Annotated in this window: 18 protein-coding genes; 9 read left to right on the top strand and 9 right to left on the bottom strand. The window is 63.9% G+C overall.

Translation table 11 applies throughout. The features are described 5' to 3' along the window. A partial coding sequence (locus VN004_RS05400) for a type II toxin-antitoxin system RatA family toxin (RefSeq protein ID WP_325607768.1) occupies window positions 1–310 on the top strand: 310 nt, incomplete at its 5' end. Between the two features lie 9 nt (window positions 311–319). Here VN004_RS05400 and VN004_RS05395 read toward each other — a convergent pair. Beyond that, window positions 320–838 (bottom strand): CinA family protein, encoded by a 519-nt coding sequence (locus tag VN004_RS05395; RefSeq protein ID WP_325607766.1) that lies wholly within the window; start codon window positions 836–838, stop codon window positions 320–322. A gap of 5 nt (window positions 839–843) precedes the next feature. Continuing rightward, on the bottom strand, window positions 844–2,013 hold the full coding sequence (locus tag VN004_RS05390; protein ID WP_325607764.1) for a bifunctional 2-C-methyl-D-erythritol 4-phosphate cytidylyltransferase/2-C-methyl-D-erythritol 2,4-cyclodiphosphate synthase: 1,170 nt from the start codon (window positions 2,011–2,013) through the stop codon (window positions 844–846). Window positions 2,014–2,162: 149 nt separating this feature from the next. On the opposite strand from VN004_RS05390, the gene dusB reads away from it, so the two are divergent. From dusB to hflX, 8 genes are all read left to right on the top strand, one after another. After that, entirely contained in the window at window positions 2,163–3,215 is a 1,053-nt protein-coding gene (gene dusB, locus VN004_RS05385; RefSeq protein ID WP_325607762.1) for a tRNA dihydrouridine synthase DusB, read from the top strand. Then, on the top strand, window positions 3,212–4,363 hold the full coding sequence (locus VN004_RS05380; protein WP_325607761.1) for a nitrogen regulation protein NR(II): 1,152 nt from the start codon (window positions 3,212–3,214) through the stop codon (window positions 4,361–4,363). Before dusB ends, VN004_RS05380 begins: the two co-directional genes overlap by 4 nt. A gap of 19 nt (window positions 4,364–4,382) precedes the next feature. Then, complete coding sequence (gene ntrC, locus VN004_RS05375) at window positions 4,383–5,825, top strand: nitrogen regulation protein NR(I) (protein ID WP_325607770.1); 1,443 nt, start codon at window positions 4,383–4,385, stop codon at window positions 5,823–5,825. Between the two features lie 108 nt (window positions 5,826–5,933). Further along, window positions 5,934–8,201, top strand: coding sequence for a PAS domain-containing sensor histidine kinase (locus VN004_RS05370; protein ID WP_325607759.1), 2,268 nt, complete (start codon window positions 5,934–5,936; stop codon window positions 8,199–8,201). Beyond that, on the top strand, window positions 8,198–9,568 hold the full coding sequence (locus tag VN004_RS05365) for a sigma-54 dependent transcriptional regulator (protein ID WP_325607757.1): 1,371 nt from the start codon (window positions 8,198–8,200) through the stop codon (window positions 9,566–9,568). The genes VN004_RS05370 and VN004_RS05365 overlap by 4 nt, the downstream gene beginning before the upstream one ends. A 16-nt stretch (window positions 9,569–9,584) precedes the next feature. Continuing rightward, window positions 9,585–10,442: a D-amino-acid transaminase gene (locus VN004_RS05360; RefSeq protein WP_325607755.1), complete on the top strand. Its 858-nt coding sequence runs from the start codon at window positions 9,585–9,587 to the stop codon at window positions 10,440–10,442. Window positions 10,443–10,621: 179 nt separating this feature from the next. Beyond that, window positions 10,622–10,879, top strand: coding sequence for an RNA chaperone Hfq (gene hfq, locus VN004_RS05355; RefSeq protein WP_325607753.1), 258 nt, complete (start codon window positions 10,622–10,624; stop codon window positions 10,877–10,879). Beyond that, on the top strand, window positions 10,880–12,250 hold the full coding sequence (gene hflX, locus VN004_RS05350; protein ID WP_325607751.1) for a GTPase HflX: 1,371 nt from the start codon (window positions 10,880–10,882) through the stop codon (window positions 12,248–12,250). It begins immediately after the preceding gene. Here hflX and mazG read toward each other — a convergent pair. The 7 genes from mazG to VN004_RS05315 all read right to left on the bottom strand — a co-directional run. Continuing rightward, window positions 12,208–13,110: a nucleoside triphosphate pyrophosphohydrolase gene (gene mazG / locus VN004_RS05345; RefSeq protein WP_325607749.1), complete on the bottom strand. Its 903-nt coding sequence runs from the start codon at window positions 13,108–13,110 to the stop codon at window positions 12,208–12,210. The two genes, hflX and mazG, sit on opposite strands and share 43 nt — an antisense overlap. A gap of 235 nt (window positions 13,111–13,345) precedes the next feature. Continuing rightward, complete coding sequence (locus VN004_RS05340; RefSeq protein WP_325607747.1) at window positions 13,346–14,140, bottom strand: MBL fold metallo-hydrolase; 795 nt, start codon at window positions 14,138–14,140, stop codon at window positions 13,346–13,348. Next, window positions 14,137–14,931 (bottom strand): TatD family hydrolase, encoded by a 795-nt coding sequence (locus tag VN004_RS05335; protein WP_325607745.1) that lies wholly within the window; start codon window positions 14,929–14,931, stop codon window positions 14,137–14,139. The genes VN004_RS05340 and VN004_RS05335 overlap by 4 nt, the downstream gene beginning before the upstream one ends. Window positions 14,932–14,937: 6 nt before the next feature. Then, window positions 14,938–15,384 (bottom strand): hypothetical protein, encoded by a 447-nt coding sequence (locus VN004_RS05330; RefSeq protein WP_325607743.1) that lies wholly within the window; start codon window positions 15,382–15,384, stop codon window positions 14,938–14,940. 134 nt (window positions 15,385–15,518) lie between these two features. Beyond that, window positions 15,519–17,156, bottom strand: coding sequence for a methionine--tRNA ligase (metG, locus tag VN004_RS05325; protein ID WP_414710232.1), 1,638 nt, complete (start codon window positions 17,154–17,156; stop codon window positions 15,519–15,521). Further along, window positions 17,140–18,168, bottom strand: a complete 1,029-nt coding sequence (locus tag VN004_RS05320) for a DNA polymerase III subunit delta' (protein ID WP_325607739.1) — start codon at window positions 18,166–18,168, stop codon at window positions 17,140–17,142. Before VN004_RS05320 ends, metG begins: the two co-directional genes overlap by 17 nt. Then, window positions 18,168–18,380: dTMP kinase (locus tag VN004_RS05315; RefSeq protein WP_414710231.1), on the bottom strand; the 213-nt coding region annotated here is incomplete at its 5' end. The genes VN004_RS05320 and VN004_RS05315, both read right to left, overlap by 1 nt.

Below are 18,380 nucleotides of genomic sequence, written 5' to 3'. Positions count from 1 at the left end.
GATCGTCGCCGATATGACGGTGGCCTATAAACTGATCCGCGAAACCTTCCGCAGCCGCGCGACCCTCGATCGCGCCAACCTGCAGATCCTCGTCGAATATCTCGACGGGCCGTTCAGCCGCATGGAAAATCGCTGGGAATTTCACCCGGTGCAGGACTGGCTGTGCGAGGTGAAATTCTACATCTCGTATGAATTTAAAAGCCGCATGCTCGGAATGCTGATGGGCGCGATGTTCGATACCGCGTTCCGCCGCTTCGCGACCGCATTCGAGCGGCGCGCCGACGCCGTGTACGGGCGAAAGACCGCCTGACGAGGTTATCTACTCGTGCTCTGACCGTGGCGCTTCGCCTTCCGCGAGATCGTGCAGCATGCGAAAGGCCTGCAGCACCGATTGCTTGCGGACGTCAGCGCGGCCGATATCGCCGAAACGCTTCTCGTCCTGGATGAGTGCGCCGGATCGTGAGGCGGCGGCGAAATAGACAAGCCCCACAGGCTTTTCCGGCGTTCCGCCATCCGGTCCGGCTATGCCGGTGACCGACACCGCAAGATCGACGGGAGCGCGCGCCATTGCCCCGCGCACCATTTCCGCGGCCGTCTGCGGGCTGACGGCGCCATGGGCCTTCAGCGTCGCCGCGGAGACGCCAACCATCTCCTGCTTGGCTTCATTGGAATAGGTGACGTAACCGCGATCGAGAATGCTCGATGTGCCGGGGACTTCGGTCAGCGTGCCGGCGACCAATCCTGCGGTGCAGGATTCCACGGTCGCGACCGTGAGCTTCTTGCGTCTGCAGATGTCGAGAAGCCGCCTGGCCGCTTCGACAATGTCGTCATCGAGCATGGCGGTCAACTCGCAGGCAGCCTGATGGTTGCCGTCGCGTAGGCGACCATGCCTTCGCGCCGGCCGATGAATCCCATCGCCTCGTTGGTCGTGGCCTTCACACCGACCCGTCCCGGATCGATACCCGCGATCTCTGCAATCCGTGCACGCATGGCGTCGCGGTGCGGTCCGATCTTCGGCGCCTCGCTGACAATCGTGACGTCGAGATGCGCAATGACACCGCCGCGTTTCGCCAAACGCTCGACAGCGAATTTCACAAAGCGATCGGAGGTCGCGCCCTTCCATTGCGGATCGCTCGGCGGAAAATGTGCGCCGATATCACCGTCCGCGAGTGCACCGAGGATCGCGTCAACGATGGCATGCAACACCACGTCGGCGTCCGAGTGACCTGATAGTCCGCGGTCATGCGCGATGCGAAGGCCGCCAAGAGTCACATGATCGCCCGGCCCGAAGGCATGCACGTCGAATCCCATTCCGGTGCGGACATCGGTCAACCGGTTGTGCAGCATGGTTTCGGCGCGCATGAAATCCTCCGCCGTGGTGAGCTTGAAGTTGCCGGTTTCGCCTTCGAAGGTGGACACGGTGTGACCGGCCCATTCCATCAGCGCGGCATCGTCGGTGAAATCGGTGCGGCCGGCCTGTTCGGCCTTGCGATGGGCGGCGAGGAGCGGGCCGAAGGCAAAGGCCTGCGGTGTCTGCACGATCCGCAGGGTGTCGCGGTCCGCGGTGCCGGTGATGCGGCCATCCGCATCCACTGTCTTGACCGTGTCGGCGACGCGCAGCGCCGGGACCGCGGCGCCGGTCTTGCGCGCGGCTTCGATCGCGCGGCTCACGAGCGCGGGCGAGGCGAAGGGGCGGGCGGCATCGTGGATGAGGACATGGCTCGGCTTCTTCGGCTCAAGCGCAACAAGCCCGGCAAGGACAGAGGCCTGACGGGTCGCGCCACCGGCCACGGGTGGGGGCAGATCAAGACCCTCGACAACGTTGTCGTAGAGCGAACGGTCGTTGGGGTGAATGACCACCTGGAGCTGTGCGGGCGAGCAAGTCTCCGACAACAACGACAGGCTGCGCCTGAGCGCGGATTGGCCTGCGACGGGACGGTATTGCTTGGGAATTCCTTCACCGCTGCGGTGTCCGCGGCCAGCGGCGACGATTACGGCAGAACAACTGCTCATCGGACTACTGAACTACCTCTGCCTTATTGTGATCGAACGTGCACATATTGTAATCCTATTTTTGCAGTGCAGCACTTGTCAGTTTCCTGAATTTGGCTAAACTCTATGCACTGGTCCCGCAGCCTAAAGTTTGTGCATATCCTGCCGTTATGAGCGCCAATGTGAAAATCGCGATCGGCCGTCAGGACCTGCCGAACCCTGTCGTACTGGCTCCGATGTCCGGTGTCACGGACGCGCCATTCCGGCGGCTCTGCGAACGCCTCGGCGCGGGTCTGGTCGTATCCGAGATGGTGGCAACGTCAAAGCTCGCCGAGCAGCGGCGCGATGCGGTACTGCGCGCCGACGGCAGTGGCGTTGCGATTCACGCCATTCAGCTCGCCGGCTGCGAAGCGCACTGGATGGCCGAGGGCGCGCGCATGGCCGAAGCCGCAGGCGCTGCGATCATCGACATCAACATGGGCTGTCCGGCGAAGCACGTCACCAATGGACAATCCGGCTCGGCCTTGATGCGTGATCTCGATCACGCCATGACGCTGATCGAAGCGACGGTCGGGGCGGTGTCGGTGCCCGTGACGCTCAAAATGCGGCTCGGCTGGGATCGCGACTGCATGAATGCACCCGAGCTTGCCCGTCGCGCCGAGGGCGCTGGCGTCCGGCTCGTGACGGTGCATGGCCGCACCCGCAATCAGTTCTACAAGGGCAGGGCGGACTGGCGCGCGGTGCGCGCCGTCAAGGATGCGGTCCGCATTCCCGTCGTGGTGAACGGCGACATCGCCAATACCGAGGATGCGACGACCGCGCTTGCACAATCGGGCGCCGATCTCGTGATGGTCGGGCGTGCTGCGCTCGGGCGGCCATGGCTGCCGGGCCAGATAGCGCGTCACCTGGACGAGGGAGCGATCGCTGCCGATCCTCCGCTCGGCGAGCAGCATGCGCTCTCGCATGCGCTCTACGAGGAGATGGTTTCGCATCACGGTTTCGAGATCGGACGTCGCCATGCCCGCAAACATCTGGCCGCGGCCATCGACGTCGCAGGCGAAACCGCCGGCGCGTCCGCCGAGGTCGTCAAGTCATGGCGGGCGCAGGTGCTGACCGCCGACACCCCGCAGGAGACGCTGCGCCTCCTGGACATGGCTTATTGCGCTTTCATGGCTCTCCAGCAAACGCGGGGCGACCGCAAAGCATTGAGGGCTGCGGCATGAACCTGCGCACTCTGACGAATGCCAGCACACCCGAGGCCGTGGTCAACGCCTTGCCGCTGCCGGTCGTGGTGATCGCGCCGGACGGCAAGGTCGTCGATGCCAATGTGGCGGCGGAGAGCTTCTTCGAGGTCTCGGTGCCGCTGCTCAAGCGGCATTTCCTGCGGGAGCTCATTCCCTTCGGCAGTCCGCTGCTTTCGCTGGTCGATCAGGTCCGCGAACATGGCGGCGCAGTGAATGAATATCGCGTTGACCTGTCGACGCCGCGCAATCCCGGCGAACACATCGTCGATCTCTACGTCGCACCGTTGCCGGAACGCGACGGCCATGTCGTTGTGATGCTTCAGGAGCGCACCATCGCCGACAAGATGGACCGCCAGTTGACACATCGCGGCGCGGCGCGCTCGGTCAGCGCCTTGGCCTCGATGCTCGCTCACGAAATCAAGAACCCGTTGTCCGGCATCCGTGGCGCCGCGCAGCTGCTCGAACAATCCGCCGCCGACGAAGATCGCACGCTGACCCGGCTGATCTGCGACGAGGCCGATCGCATCGTGAAACTGGTCGACCGCATGGAGGTGTTTGCGGACGAGCGGCCGGTCGAGCGCGCCCCGGTCAACATCCACGCGGTGCTGGAGCATGTGAAGCGGCTCGCCCAGTCTGGCTTCGCCCGCCACATCCGTTTTGTCGAGGACTACGACCCCTCGTTGCCGCCGGTCCTCGCCAACCGGGATCAGCTGATCCAGGTATTCCTCAACCTCGTGAAAAACGCGGCGGAGTCGATCGGCGAGAGCGCGATCGACGGCGAGATCCACATGACCACGGCGTTCCGACCGGGCGTGCGCCTGACGCTGCCGGGCAGCCGGTCCCGCGTGTCGCTGCCCATGGAATTCTGCATCAAGGACAACGGGCCGGGGGTACCTGCCGACCTTTTGCCGCATCTGTTCGACCCCTTCGTCACCACGAAGGCGACCGGATCTGGCCTCGGACTTGCATTGGTTGCGAAGATCATTGGCGACCATGGCGGCATTATCGAATGCGAATCTCAATCCCGGCACACGGTCTTCCGCGTCCTGATGCCGATGTATGCCGGAAACGGTTCCGATCCGGGTACGCCGGGGAAGCCAGCAGAGACGGAGACGCAAGCACAATGAGTGGCCGAGGCTGATGGCAATGCCTGCCGGAAATATTCTTGTCGCAGACGACGACGCTGCAATTCGAACGGTGCTGAATCAGGCTTTGTCGCGCGCCGGCTACGAGGTGCGCTCAACCAGCAATGCAGCGACGTTGTGGCGGTGGGTCAGCCAGGGCGAGGGTGACCTCGTCATCACCGACGTGGTGATGCCGGACGAAAACGCGTTCGAGCTGATCCCCCGCATCAAGAAGCTGCGGCCGGAACTGCCGATCATAGTCATGAGCGCGCAGAACACGTTCATGACCGCGATCCGCGCCTCTGAACGCGGCGCCTACGAATATCTGCCGAAGCCCTTCGACCTGAAGGAACTGATCGGCATTGTCGGCCGCGCGCTGTCGGAGCCGAAGGACAAGCCGCGCAGCACCGGCAAGCCCGACGAAATCGATTCATCGATCCCGCTGGTCGGGCGCTCGCCGGCCATGCAGGAAATCTACCGGCTGCTGGCGCGCCTGATGCAGACCGATCTCACGGTGATGATCACCGGCGAGTCCGGCACCGGCAAGGAACTGGTCGCGCGCGCCTTGCATGATTACGGCAAGCGGCGAAATGGTCCGTTCGTCGCCATCAACATGGCTGCGATCCCGCGCGACCTGATCGAATCCGAGTTGTTCGGCCATGAGAAGGGCGCCTTCACCGGCGCGAATACGCGATCGGCTGGCCGCTTCGAACAGGCCGAGGGCGGCACGCTGTTCCTCGACGAGATCGGCGACATGCCGATGGAGGCGCAGACCCGGTTGTTGCGCGTGCTGCAGCAGGGCGAATACACCACTGTCGGCGGGCGGACGCCGATCAAGACCGATGTCCGTATCATCGCTGCCACCAACAAGGATCTGCGGATCCTCATCCAGCAAGGTCTGTTCCGCGAGGACCTGTTCTTCCGCCTCAACGTTGTGCCGCTGCGTCTGCCTCCGCTTCGCGAGCGCGCGGAGGACGTCCCCGACCTGATCCGGCATTTCTTTGCGCTCGCCGAACGCGAGGGACTGCCGCGCAAGCAGATCGACCAGACGGCGCTCGATCGCCTGAAGAAATATCCCTGGCCCGGCAATGTCCGCGAACTGGAAAATCTCGCACGCCGGCTGGCGGCGCTTTATCCGCACGAGGTGATTTCTCTCGCCGTTGTCGAATCGGAACTGACGCAGCCCGTGGTGGCGCAGGATGTCGAGACGGGCGCGGCGGATAATCTGTCGGCCGCGGTCGAGCGCAATCTCGCACGCTATTTCGCGGGATTCCCGGACGGGCTACCGCCTCCCGGCCTCTATCATCGAATCTTGCGGGAGGTGGAGCATCCGCTTCTCACCGCGGCACTCGCGGCGACGCGGGGTAATCAGATCCGAGCCGCCGATCTCCTCGGGGTCAATCGCAACACCCTGCGCAAAAAGATCAGGGACCTCGACATTCAGGTGATCCGCACAAGCAGTTGAATTGACGCGGCCCCCGCCCCGGATTAGTCGCAATTCCGCAACAATGTTGTATAAATACATCATTGTGGCCGATTGGGCTGCTCAATCAACAATCGCAACCGGGGGGCGATGGCTAGCGCGGATCAATCCTTGCCGCTCGACAAATCGGTCCCCGTGACGTCCGGCGGCCGCCTGCCTTGGCGAGCCATCGGTTTCGTCGCCGTGGCCGCGGCGCTGCTGTCGGCCCTCGTAACCTTCCTCGTCCTGTCCGGCCTGACGCCGCTGCCGCCGACGCACAACGTCGTGGTCAGCCTGCTCGGCATCAACGGCGTGGCGGCTCTCGTCCTGATCGCGGTCATCACCCGCGAGATCAGACAGATTCTCGAAGCCCGACGCCACGGCCGGGCCGGTGCGCGATTGCATGTGCGCATCGTCGGCCTGTTCGCGATCATCGCCGCGGTGCCGACGATCCTTGTCGCGATCGTCGCCACCATCACCCTCGATCGCGGTCTCGATCGCTTCTTCTCGACCCGGACCAAGGCGATCATCGGCAATTCGCTGCAGGTGGCGGAGGCGTATCTCAGTGAGCACGCGCAGATGATCCGCGGCGACATCCTGGCGATGGCGCAGGACGTGTCGCGCGCCAAGCCGCTATTCGATTCCGAGCGCGAACGGTTTCAGCAATTCCTCACCGCGCAGGCCACCATCCGCGGCCTTCAGGTCGCGGTCATCGTCGACGGTGATCTCCAGGTGGTCGAACGAACCAGCCTGCGCACCACGCAGGATTTCGCCATCCCGAACAAGGAAGTGCTTAAATCGGTCAACGAAACCGCGCCGCAGATCGCAATCATTCCCGATGCCAATTATGTCGCCGGCATCATCAAGCTGCGAAACTACGACACGCTCTACCTCTATGTGGTTCGGCCGCTCGATCCGCGTATCGTCTCTCACTTGCGCGAAACGCGCGCCAGCGTCTCCGATTATGCGTTGATGGAAGCGCGGCGGGCGGGTGTGACCGTCGCCTTCGGATTGATGTACACGGTGATTGCACTGATCGTCCTGCTGTCCGCGGTGCTCATCGGCCTCAATTTTGCGAACCGTCTGGTCGCGCCGATTCGCCGCCTGATCGGCGCGGCAAATGTCGTGGCGACCGGCAATCTTCACGTCCAGGTGCCGGTCAGTCGCGCCGAGGGCGATCTCAGCCAGCTCGGTGAAACCTTCAACCGGATGACGCACGATCTGCGCACGCAGCGCGACGACCTGGTGCGCGCGCGCGATCTCATCGACAGCCGGCGCCGATTCAGCGAAGCGGTTCTGGCCGGCGCCAGTGCTGGCATCATCGGCGTCGGGCAGGACGGCAAGATCAGCATCCTGAACCGCTCGGCGGAACAGTTGATCGGCGCTCCCGCATCCGAGGTGATGGGCAAGGCGCTGCTCGACATGGTGCCCGAGCTTTCCGAGCTCGTGCATGAAGCGATCGCGAATGGCCAGCGGCTGGCGCACGGTCAGGTGACGCTGAGCCGCAAGGGTCGGGAGCGCAATCTGTCGGTCCGGGTCGCCTTCGAGCAATCCGCCGATTCCGACCATGGCTATGTCGTGACGCTCGACGACATCACCGAACTCGTGACCGCGCAGCGCACCTCCGCCTGGGCGGATGTCGCGCGGCGCATCGCCCACGAGATCAAGAATCCGCTGACCCCGATTCAGCTCTCGGCCGAACGGTTGCGGCGCAAATACGGTAAGGTCATCACCGAAGATCGCGCGGTCTTCGAGCAATGCACCGACACTATCGTCCGGCAGGTCGATGACATCCGTCGCATGGTCGACGAGTTCTCGCGCTTCGCGCGCATGCCAAAGCCGGTCATGCAACAGGAGGATGTGGCCGATACCGTGCGTCAGGCCGTGTTCCTCATGCGCGTCGGTCATCCCGATATCGATATCGACCTCACGATTTCCGAAGATCCGATGCTGGCGAGATTCGACCGGCGGCTGGTCTCGCAGGCGCTCACCAACATCATCAAGAACGGGACCGAAGCCATCTCCGCGGTATCGGATCCCGCCGAGAAGGGCCGGATCGAAGTGATCGCGAGCCGCGAAGACGACCAGATCCATGTCGACGTCATCGATAACGGTGTCGGATTGCCGAAGGAGCACCGCTCGCGTCTGCTCGAGCCCTATGTCACCACGCGCGAGAAGGGCACCGGCCTTGGTCTTGCGATCGTCGGCAAGATTTTGGAGGAGCACGGCGGCGGCATTGAATTGCATGACGCTTCGGAGAAAGAGGCGGGACGCAAGGGCGCGTGGATAAGGCTGCGCTTTGCCGTCAATCCGCCGCAACCGATCAGCACGAGTTCGAATAAAGACAAATCCAAGCGGGCGAGCATTGGAGAATCATGACTGCCGAAATCCTTATCGTCGATGACGAGCCCGACATTTGCGAGCTGGTCGCCGGCATTCTGCAGGACGAAGGTTATGCGACGCGGACCGCGCGCGATGCCGACGACGCGATTTCGGCAATTAAAGCGCGCCGTCCCAACCTCTTGTTTCTCGACATCTGGTTGCAGGGATCGAAGCTCGACGGGCTTCAGATTCTCGATGCGGCGAAGGAGCAATATCCCGACCTGCCGGTCGTGATGATTTCGGGCCATGGCAACATCGAGACCGCGGTCGCTGCGATCAAGCGTGGCGCCTACGACTTCATCGAAAAGCCGTTCAAGGCGGATCGGCTGGTGCTGGTTGCCGACCGCGCGCTTGAAAACTCCAGGCTGAAACGCGAGGTCAAGGAGCTCAAGGCCATCGCGCCGATGCCATCGGCGCTGATCGGCAAGTCACCGGCGATCAATCAGCTGCGTCAGACCGTCGAAAAGGTCGCTCCGACCAATAGCCGCATCATGATCATCGGCACGTCCGGCTCCGGCAAGGAATTGTGCGCGCGCACGATTCACAATCATTCGAGCCGCGCCACCGGGCCCTTCGTCGTGATCAACGCAGCCGCCATCACCCCGGAATCGATGGAGATGGAGCTGTTCGGCATCGAGCAATCCAACGGCAGCCAAAACCGCAAGGCCGGCGCGCTCGAGGAGGCGCATGGCGGCACGCTTTTCATCGACGAGATTGCGGACATGCCGCGCGAGACGCAGAACAAGATCCTCCGCGTTCTCGTCGACCAGACCTTTCACCGCGTCGGCGGCAACACCAAGGTCGCGGTCGATGTGCGCATCATTTCCTCGACCGCGCGCAATCTGGAAGCGGAGATCGCGGCCGGGCAGTTCCGGGAGGATCTCTATCATCGGCTGTCCGTGGTGCCGATCCGGGTGCCACCGCTCGCCGAACGCCGCGAGGATATTCCGCTGCTGGTCGATTACTTCATGGAGCAGATTTCCGCTGCGACCGGCCTGCCGAAGCGCACCATCGGCGAAGACGCGATGGCGGTGCTGCAATCGCACGACTGGCCGGGCAACGTGCGCCAGCTTCGAAATAACGTCGAGCGGCTGATGATTCTCGCCGGCGGCGATCCAAACGCTGTGATCAACGCCAGCATGCTGCCGCAGGATGTCGGCTCTATGGTGCCTTCGATGCCGAACGGAAATGGCGGGGAACAGTTGATGAGTCTGCCGCTGCGCGAGGCGCGCGAAATGTTCGAGCGCGAATATCTGGTCGCGCAGATCAGCCGGTTCGGTGGCAACATTTCACGCACGGCCGAGTTTGTCGGAATGGAGCGCTCAGCGCTGCATCGCAAGCTCAAGGCACTTGGGATCGGCTAGGGCAGAGCGGTTTCCAGTGTCGCGCATCGCCTATGTGAACGGACGCTATGTGCCGCATCGCGAAGCGGCGGTTCATGTCGAGGACCGCGGCTATCAATTCGCCGACGGCGTCTATGAAGTCTGCGAAGTGAGGAATGGCCGGCTCATCGATGAACGCCGGCATATGGAACGCCTCCAGCGCTCGCTGTCGGAATTGCGGATCGCGAGGCCGATGTCGCTGCCTGCGCTGTCGATCGTGCTGCACGAGGTGGTCCGGCGCAACGGCGTCCGCGACGGCATCGTGTATCTGCAAGTCACGCGCGGCGTCGCCAAGCGCGACCACGCCTTTCCGCCGCCGGGAACGCGCCCGGCCATCGTGGTGACCGCAAGCCGGATCGATCCAGCCAAGACCGAACGTTACGCAGCGGAAGGGATCGCGGTCGTCACCCTGCCGGACAACCGCTGGGAGCGCGTCGACATCAAATCGATTTCCTTGCTGCCCAACGTGCTGGCCAAGCAGGTCGCGCGGGAGCAGGGCGCCCGCGAGGCCTGGTTCGTCGGAGCCGATGGGACCGTGACCGAAGGGTCCTCGTCCAATGCGTGGATCGTCACCAGCGGGAATGAGGTGCTCACCCGCAAGGCCGACCATGCCATCCTGAAGGGAATCACCCGGACGGTCCTGCTCGATGTCCTGAAGGCGCACGACCTCAAGCTGGTCGAGCGCCCCTTCACCGTCGCCGAAGCGATTGCCGCACGCGAAGCCTTCATCACCTCGGCCAGTCAGACGGTCATGCCCGTGGTCCGAATCGACGGCAAACCGGTGGGGAATGGAGCGCCCGGCCTGATCTCGACCGCGCTGCGCGCCGATTTTTCCCGCTACACCGAAAAATCGTGACGATTTGTCCCTCGATCCGGTCCGTCCGGAGCGATGTTGGACTTGCGCGGGGTCCAAGCGTGCCATCTAATATGGCGCCCCAAGTCCTCGTGGGCGACACGAACGAGGGACGATGAGACTTGGCAATAACGTCCTGCGGCTGAACGGGGTCCGCGGGCAAGAAAATGGAACGAACGGCCATGGCCGCCGAACGAACGCAAAACCTCCAGGACACCTTCCTCAATCACGTCCGCAAGGCCAAGATCCCGCTCACCATCTTCCTGGTGAACGGCGTCAAGCTGCAGGGCGTGGTCACTTGGTTTGACAATTTCTGCGTCTTGCTGCGTCGCGACGGGCATTCGCAACTTGTCTACAAGCACGCGATCTCGACCATCATGCCCGGGCACCCGATCCAGCTGTTCGAGGGTGCGGAGGAGGGCGCAGGGGACAAGGGTTAGTTGGAGCCACGCCGTCGCGATCATCGGCCGGAGCGGCAGGGCACCGATGTCCCGGGCCGGGCGACCGGCCGTGCGCTGGTGATCGGGCCCTACCTTCGCACGCATAAAGACGGTGCGGGCAACGCGACGCGTGGACCGCAGGCGCGCCTCGAGGAGGCCGTCGGCCTCGCGCTCGCGATCGACCTCGAGGTCGTCGACACCGGCATCGTCATGCTGAACGAGATCAGGCCGGCGACCTATATCGGCAAGGGCAAGGTCGAGGAGATTGCCGGTCTCGTCAAAGCGCAGGACATCGGCCTTGTGGTGATGGATTGCGCGCTGTCGCCGGTCCAGCAGCGCAATCTCGAAAAGGAATGGTCCGCCAAGGTGCTGGACCGGACCGGCCTCATTCTCGAAATCTTCGGCAAGCGGGCGCAGACCAAGGAGGGCGTGCTGCAGGTCGAACTTGCCCACCTGACCTATCAGAAGAGCCGCCTGGTGCGGTCCTGGACCCATCTTGAGCGCCAGCGGGGCGGCTTCGGCTTCCTGGGTGGCCCGGGCGAAACCCAGATCGAGGCCGACCGCCGGGTGATCGAGGAACGCATCGCGCGCATCGAAGCCGAACTGGAAAAGGTCAAGAAGCGCCGCAAATTGCATCGCGCGAGCAGGGCGCGGGTGCCTTATCCGATCGCCGCGCTGGTCGGTTATACCAATGCCGGCAAGTCGACCCTGTTCAACCGCATGACCCGCGCCAAGGTGCTGGAAGCGGACATGCTGTTTGCCACGCTCGATCCGACGCTGCGGTCGATCGAGCTGCCGCACGGCACCAAGGTGATTCTGTCGGATACGGTCGGCTTCATCTCGGAGCTGCCGACCATGCTGGTCGCCGCGTTCCGCGCGACGCTCGAAGAGGTCACCGAAGCCGACGTCATCCTGCATGTGCGGGACATCTCGCACGAGGATTCCGAAGCGCAGATGCAGGATGTGCAGGACGTGCTGAGGGCCCTTGGGATCGACGAAGCAAGGCGCGGCCGCGTGATCGAGGTCTGGAACAAGATCGATGCCCTGGACGCGGACGCGCGAGCGCGCGTCGAGAACATGGCCGCGCGCGTTGCGCCGGACAATCAGCCGATCACGGTTTCAGCGCTGACGGGCGAGGGCGTCGACACCTTGCTGACGGCGATCGAGGATCGGCTCGCCGAGACCCGGATCGTGATCGACCTCGTGCTGGACGGCACGGACGGGGCCGGGCTGTCCTGGCTCCACCGCAACACCGAAGTGATCGCGCGCGCCACGCGGGATGACGGCAAGGTCGCGGTCACGGTGCGCGCCGATCCGGCCAAGGCCGCTCAGGTGCGGACGCGCTTTGCGGGAGCCATCGCGCTGCCTTGAGCGCTTCCGTCGCGCTCGGCCGTCTTGGCCTCATCCCACAGCGCATCCATTTCGGCGAGCGTTGCTTGCGCCGGCGTCTTGCCGCGGCACGCCAGCGCAGCCTCGATGTACGCAAAGCGGCGCTGGAATTTCGCGTTGGTGCCGCGCACAGCATTCTCAGGATCGATGTCGAGATGCCGCGCCAGATTGACCAGAGCGAAGATCAGGTCGCCGATTTCGCCGGACGCGGCCTCGGTGTCCCGGGCGTCGAGCGCTGCCTCGATCTCGTCCGCCTCCTCACGAATCTTGGCAAGGACGGCTTTCGGATCGTTCCAGTCGAAGCCGACCTTCGAAGCCTTCTGCTGCAGCTTGAGCGCACGGGTCAGCGCGGGAAGGGCGGTCGGCACCCCTGACAGCGCCCCCGCCTCGGCCTCCTGTCCGCCGCGCCGCCTGGCGCGCTCGGCCTTCTCCTCGGCCTTGATCTTGTCCCAAAGCCCTTTGACCTCGTCCGGCGTCAGTTTTGAGGTGTCGCCGAACACATGCGGATGACGCCGGACCAGCTTTTCGGTGATCGCCAGAACGACATCGTCGAAGGCGAAGGCGCCTTGCTCTTCGGCCATCCTGGCATGGAAGACGACCTGCAGCAGGAGGTCGCCGAGCTCATCCTTGAGGTCGTCAAGGTCGCCACGCGTGATGGCGTCAGCAACCTCGTAGGCTTCCTCGATGGTGTATGGCGCGATCGATCCGAAATCCTGCTTGAGGTCCCAGGGGCAGCCGGTGCCCGGGGTACGCAGTGCGGCCATAATGGCGATCAGCCGCTTGATGTCGCCGGACGGGGTGAAGCCGGAGGTCATGCCGCCGATCTGCCCGTGGCCGGGCATCGCGACAAGCGAATTCGGATGTCATCCCCAGACGGCTGCCGACCATAACATGATTCGCATAAGACATATTATGGAATATTTTTGTATGGCCGGGTTCGGCATTTGCCGGTTGGCTACCGCAGCGCGCTTGGACGATTAGGAGCTTATCCTCAGCTGCGATATCAATGCGGCCATCGTCAAAACCGTGCGATCTCAGTGACTTGAGGACTATTCCGAATTTAATTTCTGCGGCCTCTCAGGCAGAAATTCGCATCCCGTCGTAGGCCGGCTCGACATGCGGCGGCAAGGCTTCGCGCAGCGCGTCGTAGTCCAGATCGGTGTGCATGTTGGTCAGCACGGCCCGCTTCGGCTTCAACCGCTCGATCCAGGCCAGCGCATCGGACAAGGAGAAATGGCTCGGATGCGGCGTGTGCCGCAGCGCGTCGACGATCCACACATCGAGGCCGGTCAGCGCCTCGGCGCTGGCGTCCGGCATCCCGACAAGGTCGGCCGTGTAGCCGACGCCGCCGATGCGGAAGCCAAGGCACGGAATGTCGCCATGGTCCACCAGAACGGGCAGCGCCGTCAGCGTGCCGCCGTCGCCTTGGATCGCGACCGGCTCGCCGGGCTTGAGCCGGTGCTCGGAAAGGATCGGCGGATAACCGCTGCCGGGCGGCGTCATGAAGCAATAGCCAAACCGCGCATGCATCGCGCGTGACGTCGGCTCATCCAGATACACGTCGATCGGCCGCCGGTGCTTGATGAACAGCGCGCGCAGGTCGTCGACTCCATGGGTATGGTCGGCGTGCTCGTGGGTGAACAGGACGCCGTCGAGCTTGGTCACGTCGGCGCCGAGAAGCTGCTCGCGCAGATCCGGCGAGGTATCGACCAGCACGCTGGTTTTCCCGCCGGCGCCGGTTTGTTCGATGAGGATCGAGCAGCGGCGGCGACGGTTCTTCGGATTGTCGGGATTGCAGGCGCCCCAGCCGAGCGCCGGTCGCGGTACGCCGCCGGAAGAGCCGCATCCCAGAATGGTGACCGTCAAGTTCATGCGGCAGCCGAGATGTTGCGCGGGACCTTTTTGAAAAGCCGGAAGAAATTGTCGGTCGTCAGGTCGGCGATTTCGGCCGGTGAGACGCCCCGTGTCTCGGCCAGCGTCTTTGCGGTCTCCACGACATAGGCCGGTTCGTTGCGCTTGCCGCGATATTTCCCAGGCGCGAGATAAGGCGCGTCGGTTTCGACCAGGATGCGGTCTACCGGCAGGCTCGCCGCGATGTCGCGCAGCGGCTGCGATGCCTTGAAGGTCAGGATTCCGGAGAAGGAGATATACAGGCCGAGCGCAATGGCACGCCGGGCGAGGTCAGGACCGCCGGTGAAGCAATGCAGGACGGCAGGGAAGGCCCCCTTCCCCATTTCCTCCTCCAGGATCCGCGCCATGTCGTCATCGGCGTCCCGCGAATGGATCACGAGCGGCAATCCGGTCTCGCGCGCCGCTGCGATATGAGCGCGCAAGCCCTGTTCCTGGGCCGCGCGGGGCGCGTTGTCGTAGAAATAATCGAGCCCGACTTCGCCGATGGCGACCACCCGGGGATGCGCCGATTTGGCGACAAGATCGGCGGTGCCGATATCCAGTTCCTCGTCCGCATGATGCGGATGGGTGCCGACCGAGCAGAACACATCGCCGAAACGGTCGGTAATCGCGAGCAGCTCCGGCAGCCGGCGAACGCGCGTCGATATCGTGACCATACGGCCGATGCCGGCCTCACGCGCACGGTTGACGACGCCGTCGAGATCGGCGGCAAGGTCGGGAAAATCGAGGTGGCAATGACTGTCGACGAGCATGTGAGATCAGGACGGTCCGGTTGCGCGGGCGGCATTCTGCGGTCCGAGCGCTGAGATTGCGGCAATATCGCTGTGCTCGGCCTGCAGGTCCAAGATAAACGGCGTTCGCCGCCCCGCAACCCGCACGGTCATGCCGCCGGCTTCGGGACGCGCGACTTCGGTGATCGATGACAGCGGCACCTGCATCTGGCGCGTGCCGAACAGGCCAAGCGTGGTGACATCGACCTTGTCGCCGTTTCGCACCAGCCGCACCACATAGACATTTCCGTAGAAGTGCAGCACGACCAGCGGCAGCAGTCCGACGGCGATGACAATGGCGATCGCGCCGGGTCGCGCCCCGCCGGAACGCAGCGCGTTCGCCCAATAGAACCAGCCGACCGACCAGACGAGCGCGGCCAGCATGCTGAGCCGCGCGCGCTTCGCCCGTTGGCGATTTTCATACAGAACCGTCACCGGCTCTCCCTTTCAGTTTGCTCCTCTCGCTCCGGGACGGTTCGCCTGAGGCACGCGCCAGAACCGTCAGCGCGCTGCGATTCACGGTCTCCGCCTTCATATCGACGATGCAAGGCAGCCTGCAGATTGCCCCGTTACGGTCGTCCCGGCTCGGGTTCCACATAGCGCGGAAAGATCGCCGTCGGGGCAGGCAAATTGACGCCGCCGGCAAGCCGGTGCGCGCCGCCCAGTCGCGTGAAACCGCGCTCATCCGCCGGAACCGCCAGAAGATCGAGCAGCTTGACGGCCCCCTCCGGAATGAAGGGCTGGGCGAGGATCGCGACCTGTCGGATCACCTCCGCAGTCACATAGAGCACGGTCTTCTGCCGCGCCGGGTCGGTCTTGGCGAGCGCCCAGGGCGCTTCGGCAGCGAAGTAGCGGTTGGCATCGGCAACCACCGCCCAGATCTGATTGAGCACCTGATGGAGCTGTTGCGTTTTCATCGCCTCGCGCGCACCCGCGAGCATGCCGTCAGCCGCGGCAAGGATCGCCTTGTCGCCCGCTGACAACTCACCCGGCTCCGGCATCACGCCGCCAAGCTGCTTCGCGACCATCGCCAGCGAACGCTGCGCCAGGTTGCCGAGGTCGTTGGCGAGCTCCGCATTGATGCGCGTCGCGATCGCCTCGTAGCTGTAATTGCCGTCCTGTCCGAACGGCACTTCGCGCAGGAAGAAATAGCGGATCTGGTCGACGCCGAAAGTGTCGGCGAGCGTGAAAGGATCCACGACATTGCCGACCGACTTCGACATCTTCTCTCCGCGGTTGAACAGAAAGCCGTGGCTGAAGATGCGACGCGGCACTTCAAGTCCGGCCGACATCAGGAAAGCCGGCCAATAGACCGCGTGGAAGCGAACGATGTCCTTGCCGATCACATGCAGATCGGCCGGCCAGTATTTCCTGAACATCTCGCCGTCGGCATCGGGATAGCCGACTGCGGTGATGTAGTTCGTCAGCGCGTCCACCCACACATACATGATGTGCTTGTCGTTGCCCGGCACGCGCACGCCCCAATCGAATGTGGTGCGCGAGATCGACAGATCCTGCAAACCGCCTTTGACGAAGCTCGCAACCTCGTTCAGCCGCTCCTTCGGCAGCACGAAGTCGGGGTGTTTCGCATAGAGGTCGAGCAGCTTGTCCTGATAGGCGGACAGGCGAAAGAAATAGCTCTCCTCCTCGACCCATTCGACGGGTGTGCCGGTCTCGATCGAGAGACGAGCCCCCTGCTCGTTCAACCGCGTTTCGTCTTCGGCGAAATAGCGCTCATCGCGCACGGAATACCAACCAGCATATTTCGCAAGATAGATGTCGCCATTGGCTTCCATCTTCTCCCAGATCGCCTTTGACGCGGCGTGATGGCGATCCTGTGTCGTCCGGATGAAATCGTCATTCGAGCAATTCATCCGCTCGACCATCGCCTGGAAGCGCGGCACGTTGCGGTCGACCAGTTCGCGCGCGGTCAGACCTTCGCGCGCGGCGGTCTGCTGGATCTTCTGGCCATGCTCGTCGGTCCCGGTGAGGAAATAGACGTCATAACCGTCGAGCCGCATGAATCGCGCAATCGCGTCGGTGGCGATCGCTTCATAGGCGTGGCCGATATGCGGCACGCCGTTGGGGTAGGAAATGGCCGTTGTGATGTAAAACCGTGGCTTCGCCGGCATTGGGGCGTTCAATCTTCTGATGGGATCGGCAGGTCGGGCGGTTGCCGTCGAACAGCTATCAGCCGGCCGCGGCATCGGCAAGGCGAGCAAATGTCCGGAAGATCAACGGCTTTCGATCGAGATTGTAGATATCGGTGTCGCGGGCGGCGGTATTCACCTGGTCCCATATCTCGGCGAGCTGGGCTGCCTTGGCCTTGTCCTGCAGATCGTGGGCAAGCCGGGTCGACAGCCAGGCATTGACGCTGTCCATGACCATGTCGAAAGCGTGGGCATCCGCCATGGCCAGGCTGTCAGCCAGGGCGTGAAGCTCCCGCATGTCGATCGCCGGCAGACGGGCGAGTTGCGCCATGGTCTGCTGGCGCAGCTTGAAGGCGGGCCCTTCGGACAGGGACAGCGCGCGGCTCACGCTGCCTTCGGCCGCGGCGATCAGAGCGGGCTCCGGCTCCTCCCCTGTTGCCGCCCGGAGCACTTTGCCGAGGGCCTCATCCGGGAGGCTGCGCAGCAGCAGCCGGTGACACCGCGAGCGGATGGTGGGGAGCACGAGACCCGGTGCATGGCTCACCAGAAAAAACAGCGTACGGGCCGGCGGTTCTTCGAGTCCCTTCAGAAGGGCGTTGGCGCTTTCCGCGTTGAGATCGTCGACCGCATCCACGATCACGATCCGCCAGCCACCGAACCCGGCCGTCGCGCCCAGAAATCCGGCCACCTTCCGCGCGTCGTCCACGCGGATCACAGTGCGGAGCTTGCCCGTATCGGACAGCGTCCGCTCCAGCACAAGGAGATCGGGATGCGATTGCGCAGCAACGAGGCCAGTCACCGCGTGATCTCCCGGCACCGCGAGCGACGTCGCCGATTGGACCTCGGCCGACATCGGATCGGGATGGGCCAACACGAAGCGCGCCATGCGAAAGGCCAGCGTCGCCTTGCCGATGCCCGGCGCGCCCCCGATCAGCCAGGCGTGCGGAATGCGACCCGAGCGGTAGGCGTCGAGCAGGGTCCGTTCGGCCGCTTCATGTCCGAAAAAAGCGGTGGTCTGACGCGGATGCGGGATGCCGTCCTCATCCGGCTCGGCGGCCGCACGCGCCATCAACCCGTCTCCCCGATCGCGAGGGGTGCGGTTGCCGGATCGAGCCTGCGCGTCACGATCGACCACACGCGGTCGGCAACCTGCTCAGGCGCGTCGCTCGCATCGATCATCACGCAGCGCTCGGATTCCTCGCGCCCGAGCTGCTGATACGCTTCACGCAGCCGCTCGTGGAACGCCAGGTCCTCGCTTTCGAAGCGGTCGATTTCACCGTC

Origin of the sequence: Pseudorhodoplanes sp., from assembly GCF_035565855.1 — a bacterium.
GTDB lineage: Bacteria > Pseudomonadota > Alphaproteobacteria > Rhizobiales > Xanthobacteraceae > Pseudorhodoplanes.
This window is presented reverse-complemented; position numbering and strand designations above follow the sequence as displayed.